The organism is Psychromonas arctica, assembly GCF_038155225.1.
GTDB lineage: Bacteria > Pseudomonadota > Gammaproteobacteria > Enterobacterales > Psychromonadaceae > Psychromonas > Psychromonas arctica_B.
The window spans coordinates 22448-43137 of sequence record NZ_JBAKBA010000002.1; the positions used below are offsets into that span (position 1 = coordinate 22448).

The following is a 20690-nucleotide window of genomic DNA, read 5'->3' on the forward strand; positions in this document are numbered from 1 at the left end:
AGAATCTAAACTAAATAATAAACAGCACGAAATAAAATGTTAATTATTGACAATTAACTTTTAACCAATAGACAACTCGCTAATAAATCAGCAAAAAATGGACTGCCCTTCTTATTTAGAAATTCGATATTTCTGTCGGGAATTCCATCAACATCAGGATGTGCTGCAATTGCTTTTTCCATGCTGCTTTCTCTAATGATATGTAAGGTGGGATAAGGAGAACGATTACTGTAATTGGATGCAGCTTCTTCAGGATCACCTTCAAAACAATAATCAGGATGAAAATGTGCTAACTGGTAAACGCCTTCATAATGACTCATTTGTAATAAGTGATTAGATAAGTAAACAAGATCTAGGAAACTATCAAAGTCAGTACAGGCTTCACTCAAAATCAGTAAGGTAGTTTCAGTCTGTTCATTATTATCAAGAAAAACACACTCCTCCGTTAAGCGGTCGAGTACACCTTCTATCTCTGTACTGTTGTTTTCGCAATAACGAATACTGCCTCTATCCATCTCTTTTTTAGCAAAAGGACAAATATTGTATTTCACAATCACTTTATTGACCCACGCTTGAGTACTACTTACTACGTCCACATTGTTCCCTTCTTATTAATAGCAAACTATTAGATTGTTAAACGGTTTATTCACTTTGTTGCTTATTTAGTTACTTAGTTATTTAGTTATTTAGTTATTTAACTACTTAACTACTTAACTATTTTTCAGTTATGTAATTCTTTATATTTTTTTGAAGATAAAGAATTACATAAGCCTTTATTTACTCACGAGCTGTTTATTATTATTTAAAATCTTTTCTGCACTTTTATAACCTAAATCAATCATTTCTCTTGCACGGTCAAATTCTAATGTGCCACAAGCATTACGTGCGATGACAATATTATAATCTGCAGGATAAGCGGCTAATTTTAGGCGTGCAATAGTACTTTGCATCGCATCAAAAGCTTGGTCTGCAATATCGTAAGCTTCTAGGCTTGAAGGTTTAGGCACTATGCCACCTAAGTTATCACCCAACTGTTTTATATAATGTCCAATCTTCTGCTGAAAAGATAACTCATCAACACTGGTGATGACTTCACTAAGCGTGTCCGGATCAGGACAGTTATGATTCATTTCACCACCTAAATTGACGGCAATAGTACGGTCAGTATGGTCACTAAAAGTAGGGGCAATAGGTACTGGGTTTAAGACTCCCCCATCAATAAGTTGCACCCCTTTTCTTAATACAGGTGTAAAAAATAATGGTAATGAAATAGAAGCTCTAATCGCATCAAATAAACAACCTGAGTTTATCCAAACTTCTTTTTCATTTTCAATATCAGCAGCGACGGCAGTGAATTTAAGCGGTAATTTTTCTATTAACTGATCACCTAACAATTCTCTTAGCGTATCAATGATTTTATCACCACGTAATAAACCACTCGACGTCCAAGAAATATCTAACAATGAAACAATCGATAGTTTATCTAATCCACATACCCATTGTTCGAATTCATCTAACTTCCCTGCGGCAAAAACGCCACCAATAAGTGCGCCGATTGAACATCCTGAGATAGATTTAATTTGATAATCGTTATCTACTAACCATCTTATAATACCGATATGAGCCATGCCTCTAGCACCGCCACTACCTAGTACCAGTGATATATTTTTATTAGACGTAGAGGTCGTTCCTGTTATATCGATATGCATAAAAAGCCTTAGAATAATGAAGTGTAATTAGTTTAAAGAAATTTACAGCTATTATGAAGTTTTTAAGTGACTTTAATGATATCCATGCCCTGTATAGCCTAGATTTTAACGGATCTTCCGTGCTGTTTTGGTCATCGTTGTCCGTTTATCAGCAAATAGCAGTAATTAGCTTTTCTTTACTTGTCCCTATGTTGTTAGCCTGTCATACTTTTAACCATATAATTTTTTCATCAGTAGGATCATCATGACTAGTTTTTCAACATCAATTCATCACGTCGTTACCAGTGCATTAGCAGACTTAAATGAAGCACAGTTAAAAGGCAAAATACCAAAAAATCCGCTTAGCGAAACGCATTTCCTAGCCGCTTGGACGACTAATGCCATTAAGAAAAAACGTTTTGAAAGTGATGTAGTACCGACTTTAACAATATGGCAACGTAAAGCACGTAGCTTAGGTAAAAATGCAGCGTTAGTTGAAACATTCACTGCCATTAAACAAAGCTATGAACATGTTTTCAATGATGAGTTAACACCAAAGATCGTTAATAAAAATCAAGTTGTCGCGCTTTGTGAGAAATTAACTGAACAACAATGGATGGTTAATACAGACTTAGAAGTCGGTGAAAAATTGAATCGCCATAGTGGTGGTCAAGCTTCAATGATCATATGTAGTGCTGAATTTGAGTCTCATTTTGAAGAGAGTGTATTAGCTAAACCAATCAGTCTATATATTCGTGGTGATGTTGCTGAAGCATTACAAGCGGCTTTTGATCAATCTCTTTTACTCTACAAAGTCACTGATTATAAATCGAAAGTAAAATATCATGGGGAATACATCATTTATCCAAATAATAACGGTGACTTTTTACCAGAGCTATTAGAAATCTAAATGCTTAAAGGTCAACAAAGTGCTTTATTGAGTGAGCAAGAATTACAGCTATTGTTGAATGACAAGCAAACTCAAGAAAAATCGGTGTTTCCACTTTATAGCATGAGTGAAAATCCGATATTTGTTGATATTAATTACCATACTATCCCAGATGTTGACACGCTCACGCTGCTATTAAGTACTTGTCCATTAGGCAGCGGAGTTATTTTAACTGAACTTATTGAACAAAGCCCCCACTGTCACTCCCTATTACAATTATTGAAAGAGCGAGCCGATATACACATATTTTGGTTAGGTGAGTTGCCTAGCATGGCAATTGACTTACCTCATTTCGATTATTGTCAAGAAGATGAAAAGTTAATAGAAAGTGTTGAATACTGGAAGATTTTCAGTAACAGGTTATTTGGAGACTGGTTAAACAGTTATCGTGTTGGGCTGATCTGTGAAACACCTTATTGCCTTCAAGCTGAACAATTAAACGGCTTAAATAATATTACCTTTTATAACACTCAACAATCACTTAATGATATGGGTAATTTACAATTATTAATTATCAATTTAAACACACCTCAACTACGATTAATGGAAGTATTAAATAATTTAATTAGTCTTAATCAACGCCCTTTTTTATTATTATATGGTGATATACAGGCTAACTTAAGCCATGCTTTATATGATTTAACCAATAGTCTCGGTTTTCCTGTTTTAGCAAGTTTAAGAAGGACGCCGACAACGCAACAATTTCGCCATATATTGATCACATTGTTTTCTAAGATTTATCTCAAGCATCTCGTTCAAAAACAAATTGAAAACTTATCTGAACAACCACTTTTTGTTTTGGATAATATTAATGGGATTAATGAAAAAGAGATTGAATCTATTTTTTGCCCTTACGGCTTAAATAAAAATCAGATTTTAAATCTAAAAAGTGCAGCTAATGTACGAAAGATTATCAATGTACAAAGTATATTTGATTGGTTTCCAGATGGGTTTAATCGCGATCATGCACTGATATTAATTAATGAACTAGGTTGTAGTGATGGCCAAATCGATTTGTATTTAAAGCATCCTCAATCGATTGTTAAACCCTCTTCTATGTTCTCATTAATTGTCATGGCTAGATTAAACCGATCTCGGGTGTATTGGTTAGTTGAAGAAGCACAAGATTTTTCCATTGATATGTTAATGTTTCTACCTATTTCGGATATAATATTGAGTAAGGCACTGGCAACAGAGCTACTCGATAAACCCTCTCAATATTTACTCGACTTCATTGAAGAAGCTCGCCAGCAAAATATTAGGTTAGGAATTGCCATGGAATATAATAGTATAAGCGTTAATGCCCTCTCACTATATGGCATTGAGTTTATTATTGATCAACGAACTGCTTAATTAATTCAATATCTTACATTTAAAGTTTATCCCCATAAATTAATAACGTTTATATTATTAATGGATGACTTTCTAGTTAATAAAATAATAAAAATAATAAGACTCAAATATGACATTAACACAACTCTCTGCCGAACTTCAGCCTAAAAAAGAAGTCTTTTGGGCCACTATTTTTAAACGTTTCGCTTGGATGTATGCGATTACTGCGGTTCTTTTAGCATTAATAATTGGCTATGCATATCAGCAATACACTCAAAATTTAGAAGATAAAATGCTGTCGCAAGAACAAGCGTTTGTTTCTTCAACCACTCAAGCATTACAACAAGAAATGCAAACCCAATTAAAGATATTGCAAATGGTGACTCGTTCTAAAGCATTAAGCAGTTTTATGGAGAGCGGCGACCCAACTAGTCGACAAGGATTAGAAAAATTATTCATTAATTTGGCCATCACTTTTCATCGATATGACCAAATAAGATTGATCGATATGCAAGGTAATGAAGCAATACGCATGAATTACCATACTGATGGCGTGCATATTGTAGCGGCAAAAAATCTACAAAATAAACATGACTCAAAATATTTCCAAGAAGGTATCAAACTTTCTCGAGGTCAAGTCTATGTTTCACCAATGGAATTAAATGTTGAATATGGTGAGATAGAAATTCCCTATAAACCTGTGGTTCGCTTTGTAACCCCTATAATAAATGATAAAGGGGAGAAGTTAGGCTTAATGGTGATGAACTATTTGTCCACTGAACTATTACAGAACTTCCGAGACCAAATGGAGCTTCGAATTAACGGACAAGGCATGCTTATTGATCCCAATGGATATTGGATGAGCAACCATGACAGAAGTAATGAATGGGGTGGTAGTTTAGAAGATATCGACCAAAAATTTGAAAATTTATACCCTTCTGCTTGGCCAATAATAGACAGTAAAGAAGAAGGTATTCTAAAATCTAATAAAGGCATATTTCGCTACGTTTCAATTAAGCCTTTTAGTTTAAACAGTATTGGTAAATATGTAGCTGAGCAAGATATCAATTTGTCAGTAACACAACAATCAATTGCAAATAATGATTGGAAATTAGTTATTTTCTTACCAAACGTAACTATCCATGAACAGTCATTCTTTTTTACTACCTTTGGACAGTTCACGGTTATTTTTATATTCCTTGGTTCTGCTGCGATCTTATTTTTAATCCTACTTTCATCTGAACAAAAGCGTCGCCAACAACGCCAAGATTTATTGATCAAAAATGAGTTAAGTGATTTGTATGAAAACTCTCCATGTGGTTATCATAGTTTAGATAAACACGGTATCGTGCTTAAAATCAATCAAACTGAATTAAATTGGTTAGGTTATTCTCGCCAAGAGGTAATAGGTAAACATTTTTCTGATTTCTTAACTGCAAAAAGTACAGGGGTATTTGACGCATTTCTCGAACAACTTCAGCATGATAAAAGTGTTGAAGGTGTTGTACTTGAAATCCAATGTAAAAATGCTCATACCTTCTTTGTATCAACTTCTGCGACTTCAATACTTGAAAAAGGACATTTTGCTATTGCACGAACGTCTACTTTTGATATTACCGATAGAATTAAACTAGAAGAGCGTCTAGCCTATATTGCTAATACAGATGTGTTAACCGGAATCAGTAACCGTCGTCATTTTTTTATTCAAGCCAATGATCGTTTAAAACAAGAAACAGATATTTCTGTGTTAATGCTAGATGCGGATCACTTCAAAAGAGTAAACGATGTTTACGGACATGATATTGGAGATGACGTATTAAAAATGATTTCATCAACATTAAGATCAGTATTGCCAAAAGAAGTCATTTTAGCGCGTTTAGGTGGTGAAGAATTTGTAATATTAGCCTCAGGATTAAGTGCAGAAAAAGCACTCAAACTTTCTCAAAAGATTTGTATTGTGATGGAAAACACCCCTATTCCTGTTAATAATAAAGCAGATATCAATATCACATTATCAATTGGTACAGCACAACGTATTGCTTATGATGAAGAAATTGATGAAATATTAAAACGCGCAGATATCGCTTTATACCAAGCTAAAACAACGGGTCGTAATAAAGCCATACAATCAAGCTAACTTAGTATCATTTATGTAATAGAATAAATTAGCAATAGGCTGTCAAGCTGCCACGACACCGACAATAGTCAACAATCAATAGTAACTATAAACAGTTACTATTGATTTTCTTCAATAAAATCCTCCTCATTTTTTAATTGTTAATGTTAGTGCACAGGACCTCAAAACAAGACCTCAAAAAATGTCCAAACCCACTCTAATGTTGATCCCATCACATCCTTTATTCGTATAATTTTTCATTACATATTATTTTTGATTTTTTTGAATTTTTTAAATGGAATTGTAGAAATGAAACGTACATTATATTGGGTAACCAAAGATCTTCGTATTGCTGATAATGCAGCGCTTCAATTGGCTAGTCAAAGTAATGAATTGATTTGCGTGTACACCATTGACAAAAAATGGTTTCAAATAAACAAGTTTCAATCTAAACCCTTAGGTGAAAAAAGATGGCAGTTTCTTCAAGCCTGTCTAAATGACTTTAACCAACATTTATTAGCACTTGGGCAAAAGCTTTATATCGTTTATGGCGACACACTTTCGAATTTGAATAAAGTCTGTGAACAATTCCAAATAACGGATCTTATTACAACCAAAGTCCCAGGCACCGATGAAAACAGATTGTTATCAAAGCTTCATACGCTTAACCCTCAATTAACGATTAACCGAGTAGATCAATTCACTTTATTTACAGAAAATTCCTTACCTTTTGATGTTAACAATCTACCAGCAAGTTATTCAAAGTTCAGAAAGGTTATGTACAATATCGCTATTCAACAGCCTAGCTCAAACGTTAACACATTGCCTTGTATGTTCCAATCAGCACCTTCAGTGACACTTTATGAGCTTGAGTCTTCACCAGCTTCAATAATAGGCAGACCTAAACAAGGTCATATATTCAAAGGCGGTGAACAGCAAGGATTAAAACATCTCAAACAATACTTTACATCAGAAAATCCAAGTGTTTATAAGGAAGTGAGAAACAGCCTCGATGGTTGGGAAAATAGCAGTAAATTATCACCTTGGATTAACTATGGGTGTTTTTCTGTTAGGCAAGTAATGCAGCATATTAAGCACTATGAGCAGACTGTTGAAAGTAATAAATCTACTGAAAGTTTATACCTTGAATTATTGTGGCGAGATTATTTCCAATGGGTTCACTTTAAAGTGGGTGCAAAGATGTATCAATTTAAAGGTCTTGTTGGGTCAGCTCCCCTTACAACATTTTATCCAGAACGATTTAAAAAATGGTGTTTAGGTAAAACTCCTTATCCTTTAGTTAATGCTTGTATGAATGAACTTAGACACTCAGGGTTTTTAAGTAATAGAGGAAGACAGATTGTTGCAAGTTGCTTGGTAAACGAACTCAGTGTTGATTGGCGTTACGGTGCCGCATGGTTTGAAGAACAACTCATTGATTATGATGCGGCTATTAATTGGGGTAATTGGCAGTATATTGCAGGTGTGGGTGTTGACCCTCGTGGAGGACGCCATTTTAATATCAAAAAACAAACCAACACGCATGATCTTAATGGTGATTACCAAGCTAAGTGGATAGATAAAAGTAATAACACAGCTTATTTAGATCAAATACTAGACTCTGTAGATGCTTCTGATTGGCCTATTTCCCCAGATTCGGCAACAGTAAGCTCAGTAGCAGTAAGCGCATCAACAATAAGTCCAGTTAGCAGAAACAACGTTAAATGATTAATGGCATCGCTAGTGAAACAATGAATAGGATGGACGAGCAACTCGCCAAGAAACCATCGGTCAACGTGGTATGGTTAAAGCGTGATCTCCGATTAACGGACCATCAACCTCTGAATCATTCCATTGAATCTGGTTTAACAATTTTATATTACGTATTTGAACCTTTTTTAATTAACGACCCTCATTACGATCTACGTCATTGGCGTTTTGTGTTGCAATCAATACAAGATCTCAATGATCAACTTAATCAATTTAACTCTCAAGTCTATGTCTATCTTGGTCATGCCATCGATGGCCTCTTCCACATTCAACAATCATTTACCATCACTGGATTATTTAGTCACCAAGAAACCGGCTTACTATCCACGTTCGAGCGAGATAAAGCAGTCAAACAATGGTGTAAAACACAACATATTCCATGGCAAGAAACTAAATCCGGCGCCGTAACACGCGGCAAAGAAAATAGATTAGGCTGGGATAATGATTGGCGCATGATCATGAGAGATGTTTTATCTAAACCTCCGTTATCTGATACAACGCTTGTTAGTCATCAATTTCTAGCACAACTTCCTCAATCAGTATTACCTGTTGAATGGTACACAGCCGATCAATATATGCTGACAGGTGGAGAACGTTGGGCGCAGAAAATATTACAATCCTTTCTAAAAGCTCGAGGTAAAAACTATCATTTTAATATTTCTAAACCACAAGCAAGTCGAAAAAGTTGCTCTCGATTATCACCTTATTTAGCCTGGGGAAATATCAGTTTAAGACAACTTTATCAGGCCATATTAATAAAACGTTCTGAAACTGGCTGGAAACGACCCATTGATGGCCTTGCCTCTCGACTTCATTGGCATTGTCACTTTATACAGAAGTTTGAAAGTGAACATGAAATGCAATGGCGTCCAGTTAATAGAGCTTACATAGGTTTCAGCTACCCAGAAGATCATTGTGGTCTAAGTATTGAAACGCGACTAAGCAAATGGAAGACAGCGCAAACAGGTTACCCACTTGTCGATGCTTCCATGCTCTGTTTAATCAAAACCGGTTATATAAATTTTCGTATGCGCGCGATGTTAGTGAGCTTTTTATGTCACCACTTATTAGTTGACTGGCGTTTAGGTGTAACCCATCTAGCCGCCCTATTTCTCGATTTTGAACCGGGTATCCATTATCCGCAGTTTCAAATGCAGTCAGGCGTCACTGGTACCAATATTATTCGAGTTTATAACCCAGTAAAACAGTCTTTAGACAAAGATAAAGACGGAATATTCATTAAAAAATGGTTACCACAATTATCAGAATTACCAAAAGAGATCGTCCATACACCTTGGTTGATAACGCCAATGGAAGAACAACTCTATCAATTTAAACTGGATGAAACCTATCCTTTACCCATGGTCGATATTGACGAAACAGGCAAAATAGCTCGAGATTTATTATGGGGTTTTCAAAAACGCGCTGATAGTAAAAATGAAGGCGCACGTATCGTTGCAAAACATGTTCGTAAAAAGAAAACGATTAAAAAAAACTTAAAATAAAAACCGTAAGGTAATAACTATAAAATAACGCCATAAAGTACAAACATAAAAGACGAATGCCATGCATAAAAAATTACTACTGCCACATAAAACGTGTGTTACTTGTGAAAAAGACTTTTCGTGGCGTAAAAAATGGAAAACATGTTGGGATAGTGTTCTGTATTGCTCAGAACGTTGTCGTAGAAACAAAAAAACATTAAGTAACGTAAAACCTAACAAACTAAAAAATAAGCTAAACAGTGAACCTAGCAGTAATTAAAGCGATCTTCATTCTAGTTTTAAAGTGTAATAAAATAAGGAAATACCATGCAAGCCAAACACCTCAGACTGATATTAGGTGATCAGCTTAATGCTATGCACAGTTGGTTCAAGCAAATCGATGATGATGTCATCTATGTCATTGCAGAGCTTCACCAAGAAGCCAGTTATACTAAGCACCATATCAAAAAGATAACTTCATTCTTTGCAGCAATGGCCGATTTTGCTCAAATGCTTGAAAGCAAAGGCCATCGAGTCTGTTACTTAACGTTAGATGAGTCGATCCAATATCAAGACCTTCCACATTTAATAAAGTCATTAGTCACTCACTACCAATGTGAAAGTTTTACTTTTCAACGACCTGATGAGTATCGTTTATGGTCACAACTAGGTAATCTTCCCGCTCAAGATGGATTAACGGTTTATGAAGCAGACACTGAACACTTCCTGTTACCTTTTGACCAATTACCACAACATTTTCAAGTAGCAACTCATGTCAGAATGGAGAATTTTTACCGTTTTATGCGTAAAGAGTTTTCTATTTTAATGGAGGGGTCAAAACCCGTTGGCGGCGCATGGAACTTTGATTCAAATAATCGACAAACATTTAAAAAAGCAGATCTGAAGGTTATCCCTAAACCATTAATATTCACTAACCCCGCTGAAGCATACTTACAACGCATCAAACATCACAAGATCAAGACGATAGGGTATGAATCAACCAATGTTGATTACCCAATAAATCGTCAACAATCTTTGCAATTACTCGACTATTTTTGTCAATATCAGTTGCCTAATTTCGGTAACTTTCAAGATGCAATGACCGTCGCCTCTCCATACGCTTGGAGCTTATATCACTCGCGTCTCAGTTTTTCATTGAACTGTAAAATGCTCAATCCCATGGAGGTCATTCAATCTGCTTTAACGGCTTATCAAGCGTCAGAGGGTAAGATTACGATTTCCCAGATTGAAGGATTTATTAGACAAATATTAGGCTGGCGGGAATATGTCAGAGGTATGTACTGGATGAACATGCCGAACTACGCACAACAAAATGCATTATCCGCAAATAGAGACTTACCGACCTTCTTTTGGAATGCAGATACAAAAATGCAATGTTTGAAAAGTGCTATTTCACAGTCGCTTGAACATGCTTATGCGCATCACATTCAGCGTCTAATGATCACGGGTAACTTTGCTTTATTGGCAGGCATAGACCCTAACCAAGTTGATGACTGGTATTTAGGCATCTATATTGATGCTATCGAGTGGGTAGAATTACCTAACACGCGCAGTATGGCCTTGTTTGCAGATGGTGGCTGGATTGCAACTAAGCCCTATGCGGCGAGCGGTAACTATGTCAATAAAATGAGTGATTACTGTAAAAACTGTCGTTATAACGTCAAAGAAAAGCTGGGCGAAGATGCTTGCCCATTAAATAGTTTGTATTGGAATTTTATTGATCAGAATTATGAGCAGCTTGCCTCAAATCACCGAATGAGTTTCCCTATCCGTAATTGGGATAAGCTAGACCCAAGTCAAAAAATAGAAATCAGAGAAAAAGCCAGTACACTATTAGAGAATTTAGATAATTTATAGAAGGTTATTGTCTGTTTATTACTGCATTTATGGCATCGATTTAAAATACTATATTCAGGTTATAAGTGCAGTAATAAAGTCATTAAAAACCATTCAAACTGTTAAAGTGACTTATTCCTAGCATTATTTATAGGCAAGCTTATAACAATGCATCTTTAATCTGCTCCATTAAATACGTTTCTCTTTTAATGGATAACCCCTGCTTTTTATCATTTTTAATGGTATTTAAATTATGATTAATCGCGTCATCAATATCTACCCAACAAACCTTCATGCCATTATTGATTTCATAATCTTCTAGCTTACTATCACCAAGTTGATCAGCAATATCACAGGTAAAGCAGTAAGACAGCATGTGCATTATTGAATATTCAGCATAGTGTTTATCACTTTTGTGTGGACGATACTCCTCATATAATCCAAACTCATTAATATTGTTTATATCGAGAGCCCCTGTTTCTTCACTTAATTCTCTCTTTAGTCCTTCAATCAACTCCTCACCTTCATCAACACCACCACCAGGCAATGAATAGTCGTTATAACGCTGAGTGTACATTAACAAAATTCTATTATTTTTGATGACGATGGCGCGAGTCGCAATACGAGTAAAACTATCAGGATGATCTGGGGTTAAATCAATTTCAGTAATCGCTGGGTGAACCACCCGTTTTAATAAACGCATAACATTCTCTAAATAAAATAAATTGCTTACCAAGTTAATGGCGTTGAGCAATTTGTGAAAAAGACTGCGCATACTACCCAATTACTAATCGATAAAACAGAGGTATGTTGATGAGGTAATCTGCTGACCAAAGAAACCAAAGCAAAGCAACAAATATAATCTTCTATATTTCTATTTGATAATTTATGAGTTAATCGATCACGTTACCTTTTTATTTATCTAGTGATGAATAAACTAAAAAACGACATCATTAATATTAACTTCACTAACACTGATTCAATAATCGAACTCATAGTAATGATTGTTATTTCCTTTAAAATGCCTTTATGTTGAACAAATAGAGCCTTAATTCTTGAGGCTTAGATCACAATTCATAGATGAAAACAAAGTCTTTAACGCTTGTTTTATTGTTTATAAAATAAGCAATAAAAACTTGTAAGTAAATGACTCACCAATCAATTCCATTCTTACACTTAGCTATTAATACACGTCAAAATCAAAAATAAACACCATAAATACATAAGGTTACATAAAAGCCAGCAATAATTAAATCATAAAAAACAAACATTTTATAACAACGTCGATTAACCTATCTGTTTATATATCAGCCATATTTTTATTAAGTTAACGATAAAAAAATCACTTGAATGACAGTGAACATTAGAAGAATACGATTTTACAAATTCATTATTTGTAATACAATACTACTGAGTCTAAGGTTGACGTTTATTTGAATTACATGACAACGAATATCAACCAAATAAAAAAGGTAGTCACCTTTGTTGATAAAATGGCAAGACAGACATTGTGTCTTATAGAATCGCAATTTCTTCTTTAATACCCACATTTATGTCAGCTTATCTGTGCAATATTTGACTGCCTCCTTAATGCCCATGGCATAACTATCTATTAACTAGTCAATGAGAATATAAATATGTCTAAAAAAATTGCTTTAATCACTGGTGCTACTGGTGGAATCGGTTTCGCCGTTGCGAAACGTCTTGGTCAAGATGGTTACACAGTTGTTCTTAACGGTATCGAAGATGAAATTGGCGCACAACGTGTTGCTGAATTGACAGCGGAAGGCATTGAAGCTGAATACTACGGTTTTGACGTAACTAACGATGTTGCAGTAACTGAAAACGTTAATGCTATCGGTAACAAATACGGTCAAATCGATGTTGTTATCAATAACGCTGGTGGTTTAGGTGGTCGTAGCCCAATCGAAGAAATGACCACTGAATTCTTCCGTTTTGTAATGGCGCTTAATCTTGACAGTGCATTCTTTGTTTCACGTGCTGCGATTCCATTCTTGAAAAAAACGGAAGGTGGTTCAATCATCAACTACACGTCAAACGCTGCATGGAATGCTGGTGGTCCAGGTGCAGGTATCTACGGTACGTCTAAAGCTGCTGTTCACACATTAACTCGTGCATTAGCTAAAGAACTAGCACCAGCTGGTATTCGTGTAAATGCGGTATCTCCAGGTACAATTGATACACCATTCCACCAACAAATTAAAGATACTAAACCAGAAGTTTTCGCTTCTTGGAAAGACAGCATCATGTTGGGTCGTTTAGGTCAACCTGAAGACGTTTCTGGTGTTATCTCTTTCTTAGTAAGTAAAGATGCTTCGTTCATCACAGCTGAAACGATTCAAATCGGTGGCGGACAAGCTCTAGGTATTTAGTCGATACAGTTAATGTAGACGATCTATAAGCGTTAAAATTTATTTGTCATAATAAGTTTTAATGCAGAATAAAAAAGCCACATAATTGATTATGTGGCTTTTTTATTATTTTAAACGCCTTCGAAAATGTAATACACGAATCACACTAGATTTTAGTTACTCACATTTTAGGCTAATTAACTAACCTATTTCACTGCTAAAATAACTTATGATATAAAGCTTGATAGTCAGACAGTGCAGATTGAACCAATGGTTCAGCATCTCCATTAGCGCTAACAATACGTTGATAATGTGTAATCAACTTAGCAAGATATTGCTGATGCTCATCGAGAGGTTGCCACAACTGATCACCTGTTAAAGTAAGCTCCCCACCTTGACCTTGGTTGATTAACATTAACTCATAACCACGCTTATTTTCGATCACTAGCTGCTCTTGCTTTAATTTGAAATTTAACTCAATCAATGTACGACGCAATTTATAAGTATGGTGTACTGGGCATAAAAGAAAGTCGATATTCAACCCCGCATAACGACTCATTAAACGGGTTAACATTTCAACCATTAACTCGCCACCGACACCGCTAATAATTACCAATTGATTAGCTTGAAGTTGATTTGATTTATAACGGTCAAATAATGGTAATTGAGCGACATCTTCGCAACGTGTTTGCCACTTAGCATCCATTGGTAAATGATGGCCGTAAGTTGTTAATTTATCGTGTAATTGATTAATAATATCTGGAACAACATCAACAAAATTAACTTCTTTGATGACATTGTTGGTTAATATTTTAATGCCCAATAAACCATGGTCACAACAACAATCCCAGACTAGGTCATAATGGTCATCCACCATTTCAGACAGGCTTAATAAGCGCTTATTTATTTTCATTTTCAATTAGGTCGTTTTGTTAAATATTATTTTTTAAAAAATAGGTTTAATTACTATTTGAGTCCAAGCATTTAAATTACTTTGATATTTAGGTTACTTTGATATCTAAGCTACTTTGATATCTAAGCTACTTTGATATCTAAGTTACTTTGATATTTTAGTCTCCGTCATAGAAACTCATGCCGGTTGTTGTATTGCTTTCATGGTTAATGCGATCCGTTTGCGTTCAACATCAACACTCACTATTTTCACATTAACAATCTGCCCTACTTTCACTATTTTATGTGGGTCATCCACAAAGCGATCGCTGAGCATAGAGATATGGACTAGCCCATCTTGATGGACTCCCAAATCAATAAAAGCACCAAAGTTAGCGACGTTAGTCACTACACCTTGTAATAATTGGTCTACTTCTAAATCACTTATCTTATGAATACTTTGATCAAACTGAGCCGTTTTAAATTGATCTCTTGGGTCACGACGAGACATTTTTAAAATAGTCATCACATCTTGATATTGTTGCTGTAAGGTTTCACCACTGACGGCATGTTGTCCGTTACTTGCTGGTAAAGTTAATTCGATGGTGTCTGATGCTAACACCACTTCTTTCAATGTTTTACGATTAAAAGTAGCAAGAGCCTTAGCGGTTGCATATTGTTCAGGATGCAAAATAGTTTCATCTAAACAATTATCACCACCCGTTACCGTTAAAAAACCAACAGCTTGCTGAAATGCTTTTGCACCTAAACGAGGGACTTTTTTTAAGGCATCTCGTGAATTGAAACGCCCATTTAACTCTCTATATTCGACGATATTATTAGCTATCGTCGCATTGAGCCCGGCGACATGTGTTAACACACAATGTGAAGCCGTGTTAAGGTCAACACCGACTTTGTTAACGCAATCTTCTACTACAGCCTGTAAACGACTCGCTAATAGTTTTTGTTGAACATCATGCTGGTATAAACCGACACCAATTGCTTTTGCCTCAATTTTAACCAGTTCTGATAATGGGTCTTGTAAACGTCGAGCAATAGAAACAGCGCCACGCAGTGTTACATCAAGTTGAGGAAATTCATCTGCAGCTAACTGCGAAGCAGAATAAACCGACGCGCCTGCTTCACTCACTGAAATGGCTTGAATATCATGACCAAATGACTTCAAAATATCAGCAATAAATTGTTCACTTTCACGAGAAGCAGTGCCGTTACCAATGGCAATTAACTCTACTTTGTATTGTGTAATGAACTTATTAACCATCTGTTTAGCTTGTTCTGTTTGTAATTGTGGTTGGTGTGGGTAGATAGTCGCTGTATCTAATAACTTACCTGTTTTATCGACAACCGCTAATTTACAACCACTTCTAAAGCCTGGGTCTAAGCCTAATGTCACTTTTTCACCTGCGGGAGAAGCCATCAATAAAGCACTTAGATTATTAGCAAATTGTTCAATAGCTTCTGCATCAGCTTGCTCTTTTAATTGGACTAAAAATTGTTTTTCAAGGCTAACTAATAGCTTTGTACGCCATGCAGTATCAATCACTTTGCGATGCCATGATGTTTGGTCTTCTTTACTGAGGTATACATTCAAATGTTTAGCAATCAAGGTTTGGCAATAGCTATAAGATTTCTTATCTTTTTGGAAGGGATCTGCATCAATTTTTAAGCGTAAAAACCCTTCAGACTTACCACGTAACATGGCTAAAACTCGATGTGCTGGTAAGCGATTTAAACGAGCACTAAATTCAAAGTAATCTTTAAATTTTATGGCTTCATTAATTTTAGATTTAACAACCGTTGAAGTGAACATAGCTTGCTCAAATAAATGCTGTTTTAGTAAACCAAGTAACTTAATATCTTGGGTTATATTATCAACCGCAATCGCTAGAGCCCCTTCTAAAACCTCTTCATTGTTTGTAAAACCATGTTTAACATTAATGTAACGTGCTGCAATTTGTTCTAAAGATTGTTTAGGGGATGCCCATAGTTGTTCAGCTAAACGAGTTAAACCTGCATCTGTAGCGAGTTTTGATTTGCTTACTCGTACCGATTTAAAAGGGGCATAACAATGCTCTAAACTTACTTTATCTTGAATTGATTCAATTTCTTTTTTCAGTGATTCTGTTAATTTACCTTGGCTCTCAATTGCTTTTAATATGCTGGTTTTACGCGTCGATAACTCTCTAAAGTAACTCAATTTAGATTCTAACAAGCGCAGTTGGTTGTCATCCAGTGACTGCGTTAAATGTTTACGATAACGCGCAATGAATGGCACGGTATTGTCATCATCTAATAATTGAATCGCACTTTCGGCTTGTTTAGTGTTGATTTGACACTCTTTAGCTAAGAGTTCGGCAAGTTGGACTGTAGATGATGGCATATTATTATTCTTTATATATTCAGATAATTAGCCATTATATTTATCACACTTTGTTACTTTGTTCGATGCGATTTTATTGTTAAGGTTAATAACCTGATGATTTAGTTAATTTATGGCTAAATTTAAAGCTAAAAGTCTGTTTTCAATGCTGATATTTGAAAATATATTAAGGCTATTCCTGAATATAAATATTGGAGTCATTGATGATCAAATTCGCTGTAATTGGTACTAATTGGATCACAGAAAAATTTATTCAAGGCACACTAAATCCTCCGCAAGGTAATAAACAGGTGATGCAATTAAGCGCCGTTTATTCTCGGGAGTTAACCAGAGCACAAACATTCGCAGCAAAGTTTTCTGTCGCTGACGCTATTATTGAGACTTTCGATGATTTACAACAACTTGCGACTTCGACTAATATTGATGCAGTTTATATAGCAAGCCCTAACTCTCTACATTATCAACAAAGCAAGCACATGTTGGAGAACGGTAAACATGTTATTTGCGAAAAACCATTAAGTTCAACTTATCAAGAAGCATTAGATCTCTATAAAACAGCCAAAGAAAACAACGTTATTTTCTTTGAAGCCTATATGACAGCTCACTTGCCTAATTTTGCTGTTATTCAAGATGCGCTTCCTCAGTTAGGTCAAATTCGTAAAGCACATATTCATTATTGTCAGTATTCATCTCGCTATCCTGCTTACCTTGAAGGTAAAAAACCGAATACTTTTGACCCCGCTTTTTCTAACGGTTCGATCATGGATATTGGTTATTATTGTGTTGCTTTAACCACCGCACTCTTTGGCAAACCACGATCAGTTAAAGCACAAGCTATCCTATTAGATTCAGGTGTTGATGGATGTGGTAGTGTACTATTAGATTATGGCGATTTTTGTGTGACAATTGATCATTCTAAAATATCAGCGTCAAACCAGTTTAGTGAAATTCAAGGTGAAGCAGGGTCATTATTGATAAAACATGTAGGTCAATGTGAACAAATAATTCACCAAGATCATTCTTTCCAGTCTGAAACTGAAGTAGATTTAACAAAACCTCAGTCTGATAACAGTATGTCCTATGAAAGCATTGCGTTTGTGAAGCAAATTACTAAGGCTGAAATAAACCCTGTTTTTGAACAACGCTCATTACTAACTGCTCAAATCATCAATGAAGTACGTAAACAGACAGGGATAGTATTTCCAGCAGATAAAGTACAGCGCTAATAAATAATACCAATCTTAGTAATTATCTCGTTATTTATTTATCCAGATTGGTATGATCTGAATCCAAGTAATATTAAGAAGATATGAATCTAAAACTAAAGCCATTCACCTATTTTTGAGTGGCTCATTCACTTTAACCATTTTAACTACTTTAAACTTGATGGTTTAACGTCCAAAATATTGGTCAATCATCGCTTCTAAATTATTTTCAAGCTGATCTTCAAAATGTTCATAACTTTCACCCAGTACAGTAAGGTACTTTTCTGCTTGCTCTTGGGTTAATGCTTTATTATTAAGTTGGAAATTGATTTCACCTAAGCTTTTATCGAAACGAGGTTCAATAAACCATTTCAAATATTCCACTGAACAAGCTTGTAATTGGGTTTGTGCAAATAAACAAAACTCAGTAACGTGCTCGATACCATCTGGGCCTAGGGAGCCTGGCTCGATTCTGAATATTACCGTCATTTTTCTATTTTCAGGAAAAGCATTAGTTGCTGACATTTTGATCCTTAAAATGTGTATTTAAATCATCGCTTAGACTGCAACAGCCAGATGAAAAGGTGAGTAAAATATTCATAACAGCTAAAATGGACAAAAATACAATAGAGTAGAAATACAATAAAGGAAACGTATTACAGTAAGTTTTTAAAAGTACTTGCCAGTTTCGTTAAATCACTCTCTGAAATCACTTCTACATTATCACTGCTGACAATTTGTCCTTTCAATACTAAGACAGTACGAGGATAACCGTGCCCGCCTAGTTGCTCAATTAATACTTGATGATCAGCATCAATGTACACACCCTTCTCTTTTTGGGCCGTTAATTGTAATACTTCTAATTGATTTTCTGCCATAAGGTTCGAAAATGCTTGAATATTAATTTGTTGTTCAGTGCAATCAGAACACCAACTAGCCAGAACATTTAATACAAAACTGTGTTGGTTTTGTACTTTTTCATAGAACGTAGCCGGTAAAATAGAGGGTAAGGTATTAGACATAATATTTTCCAAAATAAGATTAAGAATATTCGCTGCAAGTCATCATATTCAGTAATGGTTTGTATTGTAAATAAAAAATAGCATATAAGTACCAATTATCTATCCTAAATTCGAATAATAAGTGCTATCTATTCACATGAAATTAAACGTATTTATTATATTTTGTCATCAATTATAATTTAAAATAGCGAATATAAACTTAACAACATTCACATCATGTTTTTAATACATTACAAAACAGAGTTTGTTATACTGCGCGATTATTTTATAGCGTACAAATTAGGGTGTGATTATGAGTGTTGATGCAGCAGGTTTATCTGCAAATCTATTAAAAGCAGTTAAAGCATGTGGTTATTCAAAACTAACCCCAATCCAACAACAAGCGATTCCAATTATTAAAGCGGGTCACGATGTATTGGCAAGTGCACAAACCGGAACAGGTAAAACAGCAGCATTTACGTTACCTTTATTGGATATCTTAGCTAAAAATCAGCCTGACAATATTGGTCGTTCTCGTACCATCAAAGTACTTATTCTGACACCGACTCGTGAACTCGCATTGCAAGTAGCAAAGAATGTTGAACAATATAGTCAATTTCTACCTTTAACATCAGGTGTTGTCACGGGCGGTGCAAATGTATCCCCTCAAACGATAATGCTAAAACAAGGCGTCGACATTTTAATTGCAACACCTGGTCGATTAATTGAACATGTTAATGCGAGACAAGTTGATCTAGCACACATCAAGCATTTAGTCTTAGATGAAGCTGACCGTATGCTCGATATGGGCTTTTTAACGGATATTCAACAAATCACTGACATCATTAAGCAAAAGCATCAAACATTAATGTTTTCAGCTACTTTCTCAAATAAAGTAAAAACACTGGCGAATAAGTTATTACACACGCCTAAAAATATTGAAACGTCTAAACAAAATTCAACCTCAGGCAAAGTAAAGCAACAAGTTTACTGGGTAAGTGAAGTTCGTAAACGTGAATTATTGTCTGAATTGATTGGTGTGAAAAACTGGAAACAAGTCTTAGTTTTTGCAGGCACGAAAGAAAGTGCTAATTTACTAGCCCAAGAATTAAAGTTAGATGGTATTAAAGCCGCGCTTTGTCATGGCGATAAAACACAAGGTGCTCGTAATAAAGCGATTCAACAATTTTCAGAGGGTAGTGTTCGTGTATTAGTTGCTACTGATGTTGCAGCTCGTGGATTAGATATTCCAGACTTACCGCATGTTGTTAATTTTCATTTACCGTTTTTAGCGGAAGACTATGTTCATCGCATAGGAAGAACAGGTCGAGCAGGCAAGAGCGGTCATGCAATTTCATTAGTTAGCCCTAAGGATGAGCAATTTTTAGATAACATTGAATCGCTAATCGGTAGAAAGTTCGATCGTATTGTATATCCTGGATATGAATTTGATAGTGCAACTGAAGTACAGCAAGATGGAAAAACGTTTAAAAAGAGTCGTTATAAAGCGACACAAGAACGTAATCAATTAATAGAAAAACGTAAGTCAGAAAGTAAACCTTCTGTTGTACGTAAAGCAAAGAATAAAGCCAGAAAAGCAAGATAAGCCTTTTAACTCCTTTCG

17 protein-coding genes are annotated in these 20690 nt (G+C 35.3%); 10 read left to right on the forward strand and 7 right to left on the reverse strand.

All coding sequences use genetic code 11. The features are described 5' to 3' along the window. Positions 1-53 precede the first annotated feature (53 nt). On the reverse strand, positions 54-596 hold the full coding sequence (locus V6255_RS01335) for a DUF1415 domain-containing protein (protein ID WP_341626529.1): 543 nt from the start codon (positions 594-596) through the stop codon (positions 54-56). Positions 597-773: 177 nt separating this feature from the next. After that, a complete protein-coding gene (locus tag V6255_RS01340) occupies positions 774-1709 on the reverse strand; it encodes a patatin-like phospholipase family protein (RefSeq protein ID WP_341626530.1) in 936 nt (311 codons plus the stop codon). A gap of 244 nt (positions 1710-1953) precedes the next feature. Between V6255_RS01340 and V6255_RS01345 the strand changes: the two genes are divergently transcribed. From V6255_RS01345 to V6255_RS01375, 7 genes are all read left to right on the forward strand, one after another. Further along, complete coding sequence (locus V6255_RS01345) at positions 1954-2598, forward strand: DUF2913 family protein (protein WP_341626531.1); 645 nt, start codon at positions 1954-1956, stop codon at positions 2596-2598. Continuing rightward, complete coding sequence (locus tag V6255_RS01350; RefSeq protein ID WP_341626532.1) at positions 2599-3990, forward strand: hypothetical protein; 1392 nt, start codon at positions 2599-2601, stop codon at positions 3988-3990. 109 nt (positions 3991-4099) lie between these two features. Then, positions 4100-6106: a diguanylate cyclase gene (locus tag V6255_RS01355; protein ID WP_341626533.1), complete on the forward strand. Its 2007-nt coding sequence runs from the start codon at positions 4100-4102 to the stop codon at positions 6104-6106. 288 nt (positions 6107-6394) lie between these two features. Next, the gene (locus V6255_RS01360; protein ID WP_341626534.1) at positions 6395-7813 is read left to right on the forward strand and encodes a DASH family cryptochrome; all 1419 of its coding nucleotides are present in this window, start codon (positions 6395-6397) and stop codon (positions 7811-7813) included. Further along, positions 7810-9360 carry a deoxyribodipyrimidine photo-lyase gene (locus V6255_RS01365; RefSeq protein WP_341626535.1) on the forward strand — a complete coding sequence of 517 codons (1551 nt, stop codon included), beginning with the start codon at positions 7810-7812 and terminating at the stop codon, positions 9358-9360. The genes V6255_RS01360 and V6255_RS01365 overlap by 4 nt, the downstream gene beginning before the upstream one ends. 61 nt (positions 9361-9421) lie before the next feature. Next, a complete protein-coding gene (locus tag V6255_RS01370; RefSeq protein ID WP_425355895.1) occupies positions 9422-9619 on the forward strand; it encodes a DUF2256 domain-containing protein in 198 nt (65 codons plus the stop codon). 47 nt (positions 9620-9666) lie between these two features. Beyond that, entirely contained in the window at positions 9667-11217 is a 1551-nt protein-coding gene (locus tag V6255_RS01375; RefSeq protein WP_341626536.1) for a cryptochrome/photolyase family protein, read from the forward strand. A 139-nt stretch (positions 11218-11356) separates the two neighbouring features. On the opposite strand, the gene V6255_RS01380 is transcribed toward V6255_RS01375, so the two are convergent. Then, positions 11357-11899 (reverse strand): NUDIX hydrolase, encoded by a 543-nt coding sequence (locus V6255_RS01380; protein WP_137297418.1) that lies wholly within the window; start codon positions 11897-11899, stop codon positions 11357-11359. A gap of 934 nt (positions 11900-12833) precedes the next feature. On the opposite strand from V6255_RS01380, the gene V6255_RS01385 reads away from it, so the two are divergent. Continuing rightward, positions 12834-13589 carry an SDR family NAD(P)-dependent oxidoreductase gene (locus V6255_RS01385; protein ID WP_298940984.1) on the forward strand — a complete coding sequence of 252 codons (756 nt, stop codon included), beginning with the start codon at positions 12834-12836 and terminating at the stop codon, positions 13587-13589. A gap of 196 nt (positions 13590-13785) precedes the next feature. Here the strand turns inward: V6255_RS01385 and V6255_RS01390 are convergent, their stop codons facing one another. Both V6255_RS01390 and V6255_RS01395 read right to left on the reverse strand, forming a co-directional pair. Beyond that, positions 13786-14481 (reverse strand): tRNA (adenine(22)-N(1))-methyltransferase, encoded by a 696-nt coding sequence (locus tag V6255_RS01390; protein ID WP_341626537.1) that lies wholly within the window; start codon positions 14479-14481, stop codon positions 13786-13788. A 177-nt stretch (positions 14482-14658) separates the two neighbouring features. Next, positions 14659-16860, reverse strand: a complete 2202-nt coding sequence (locus V6255_RS01395; protein ID WP_341626538.1) for a Tex family protein — start codon at positions 16858-16860, stop codon at positions 14659-14661. A gap of 203 nt (positions 16861-17063) precedes the next feature. On the opposite strand from V6255_RS01395, the gene V6255_RS01400 reads away from it, so the two are divergent. After that, entirely contained in the window at positions 17064-18086 is a 1023-nt protein-coding gene (locus V6255_RS01400; RefSeq protein WP_341626539.1) for a Gfo/Idh/MocA family oxidoreductase, read from the forward strand. Positions 18087-18251: 165 nt separating this feature from the next. Here the strand turns inward: V6255_RS01400 and V6255_RS01405 are convergent, their stop codons facing one another. Together V6255_RS01405 and V6255_RS01410 are read right to left on the reverse strand one after the other, a co-directional pair. Continuing rightward, a complete protein-coding gene (locus V6255_RS01405; protein WP_341626540.1) occupies positions 18252-18590 on the reverse strand; it encodes a hypothetical protein in 339 nt (112 codons plus the stop codon). A 131-nt stretch (positions 18591-18721) separates the two neighbouring features. Next, positions 18722-19087 (reverse strand): periplasmic thioredoxin of cytochrome c-type biogenesis, encoded by a 366-nt coding sequence (locus V6255_RS01410; RefSeq protein ID WP_341626541.1) that lies wholly within the window; start codon positions 19085-19087, stop codon positions 18722-18724. A gap of 292 nt (positions 19088-19379) precedes the next feature. On the opposite strand from V6255_RS01410, the gene V6255_RS01415 reads away from it, so the two are divergent. Further along, positions 19380-20672, forward strand: a complete 1293-nt coding sequence (locus V6255_RS01415) for a DEAD/DEAH box helicase (RefSeq protein WP_341626542.1) — start codon at positions 19380-19382, stop codon at positions 20670-20672. Positions 20673-20690: the final 18 nt, after the last annotated feature.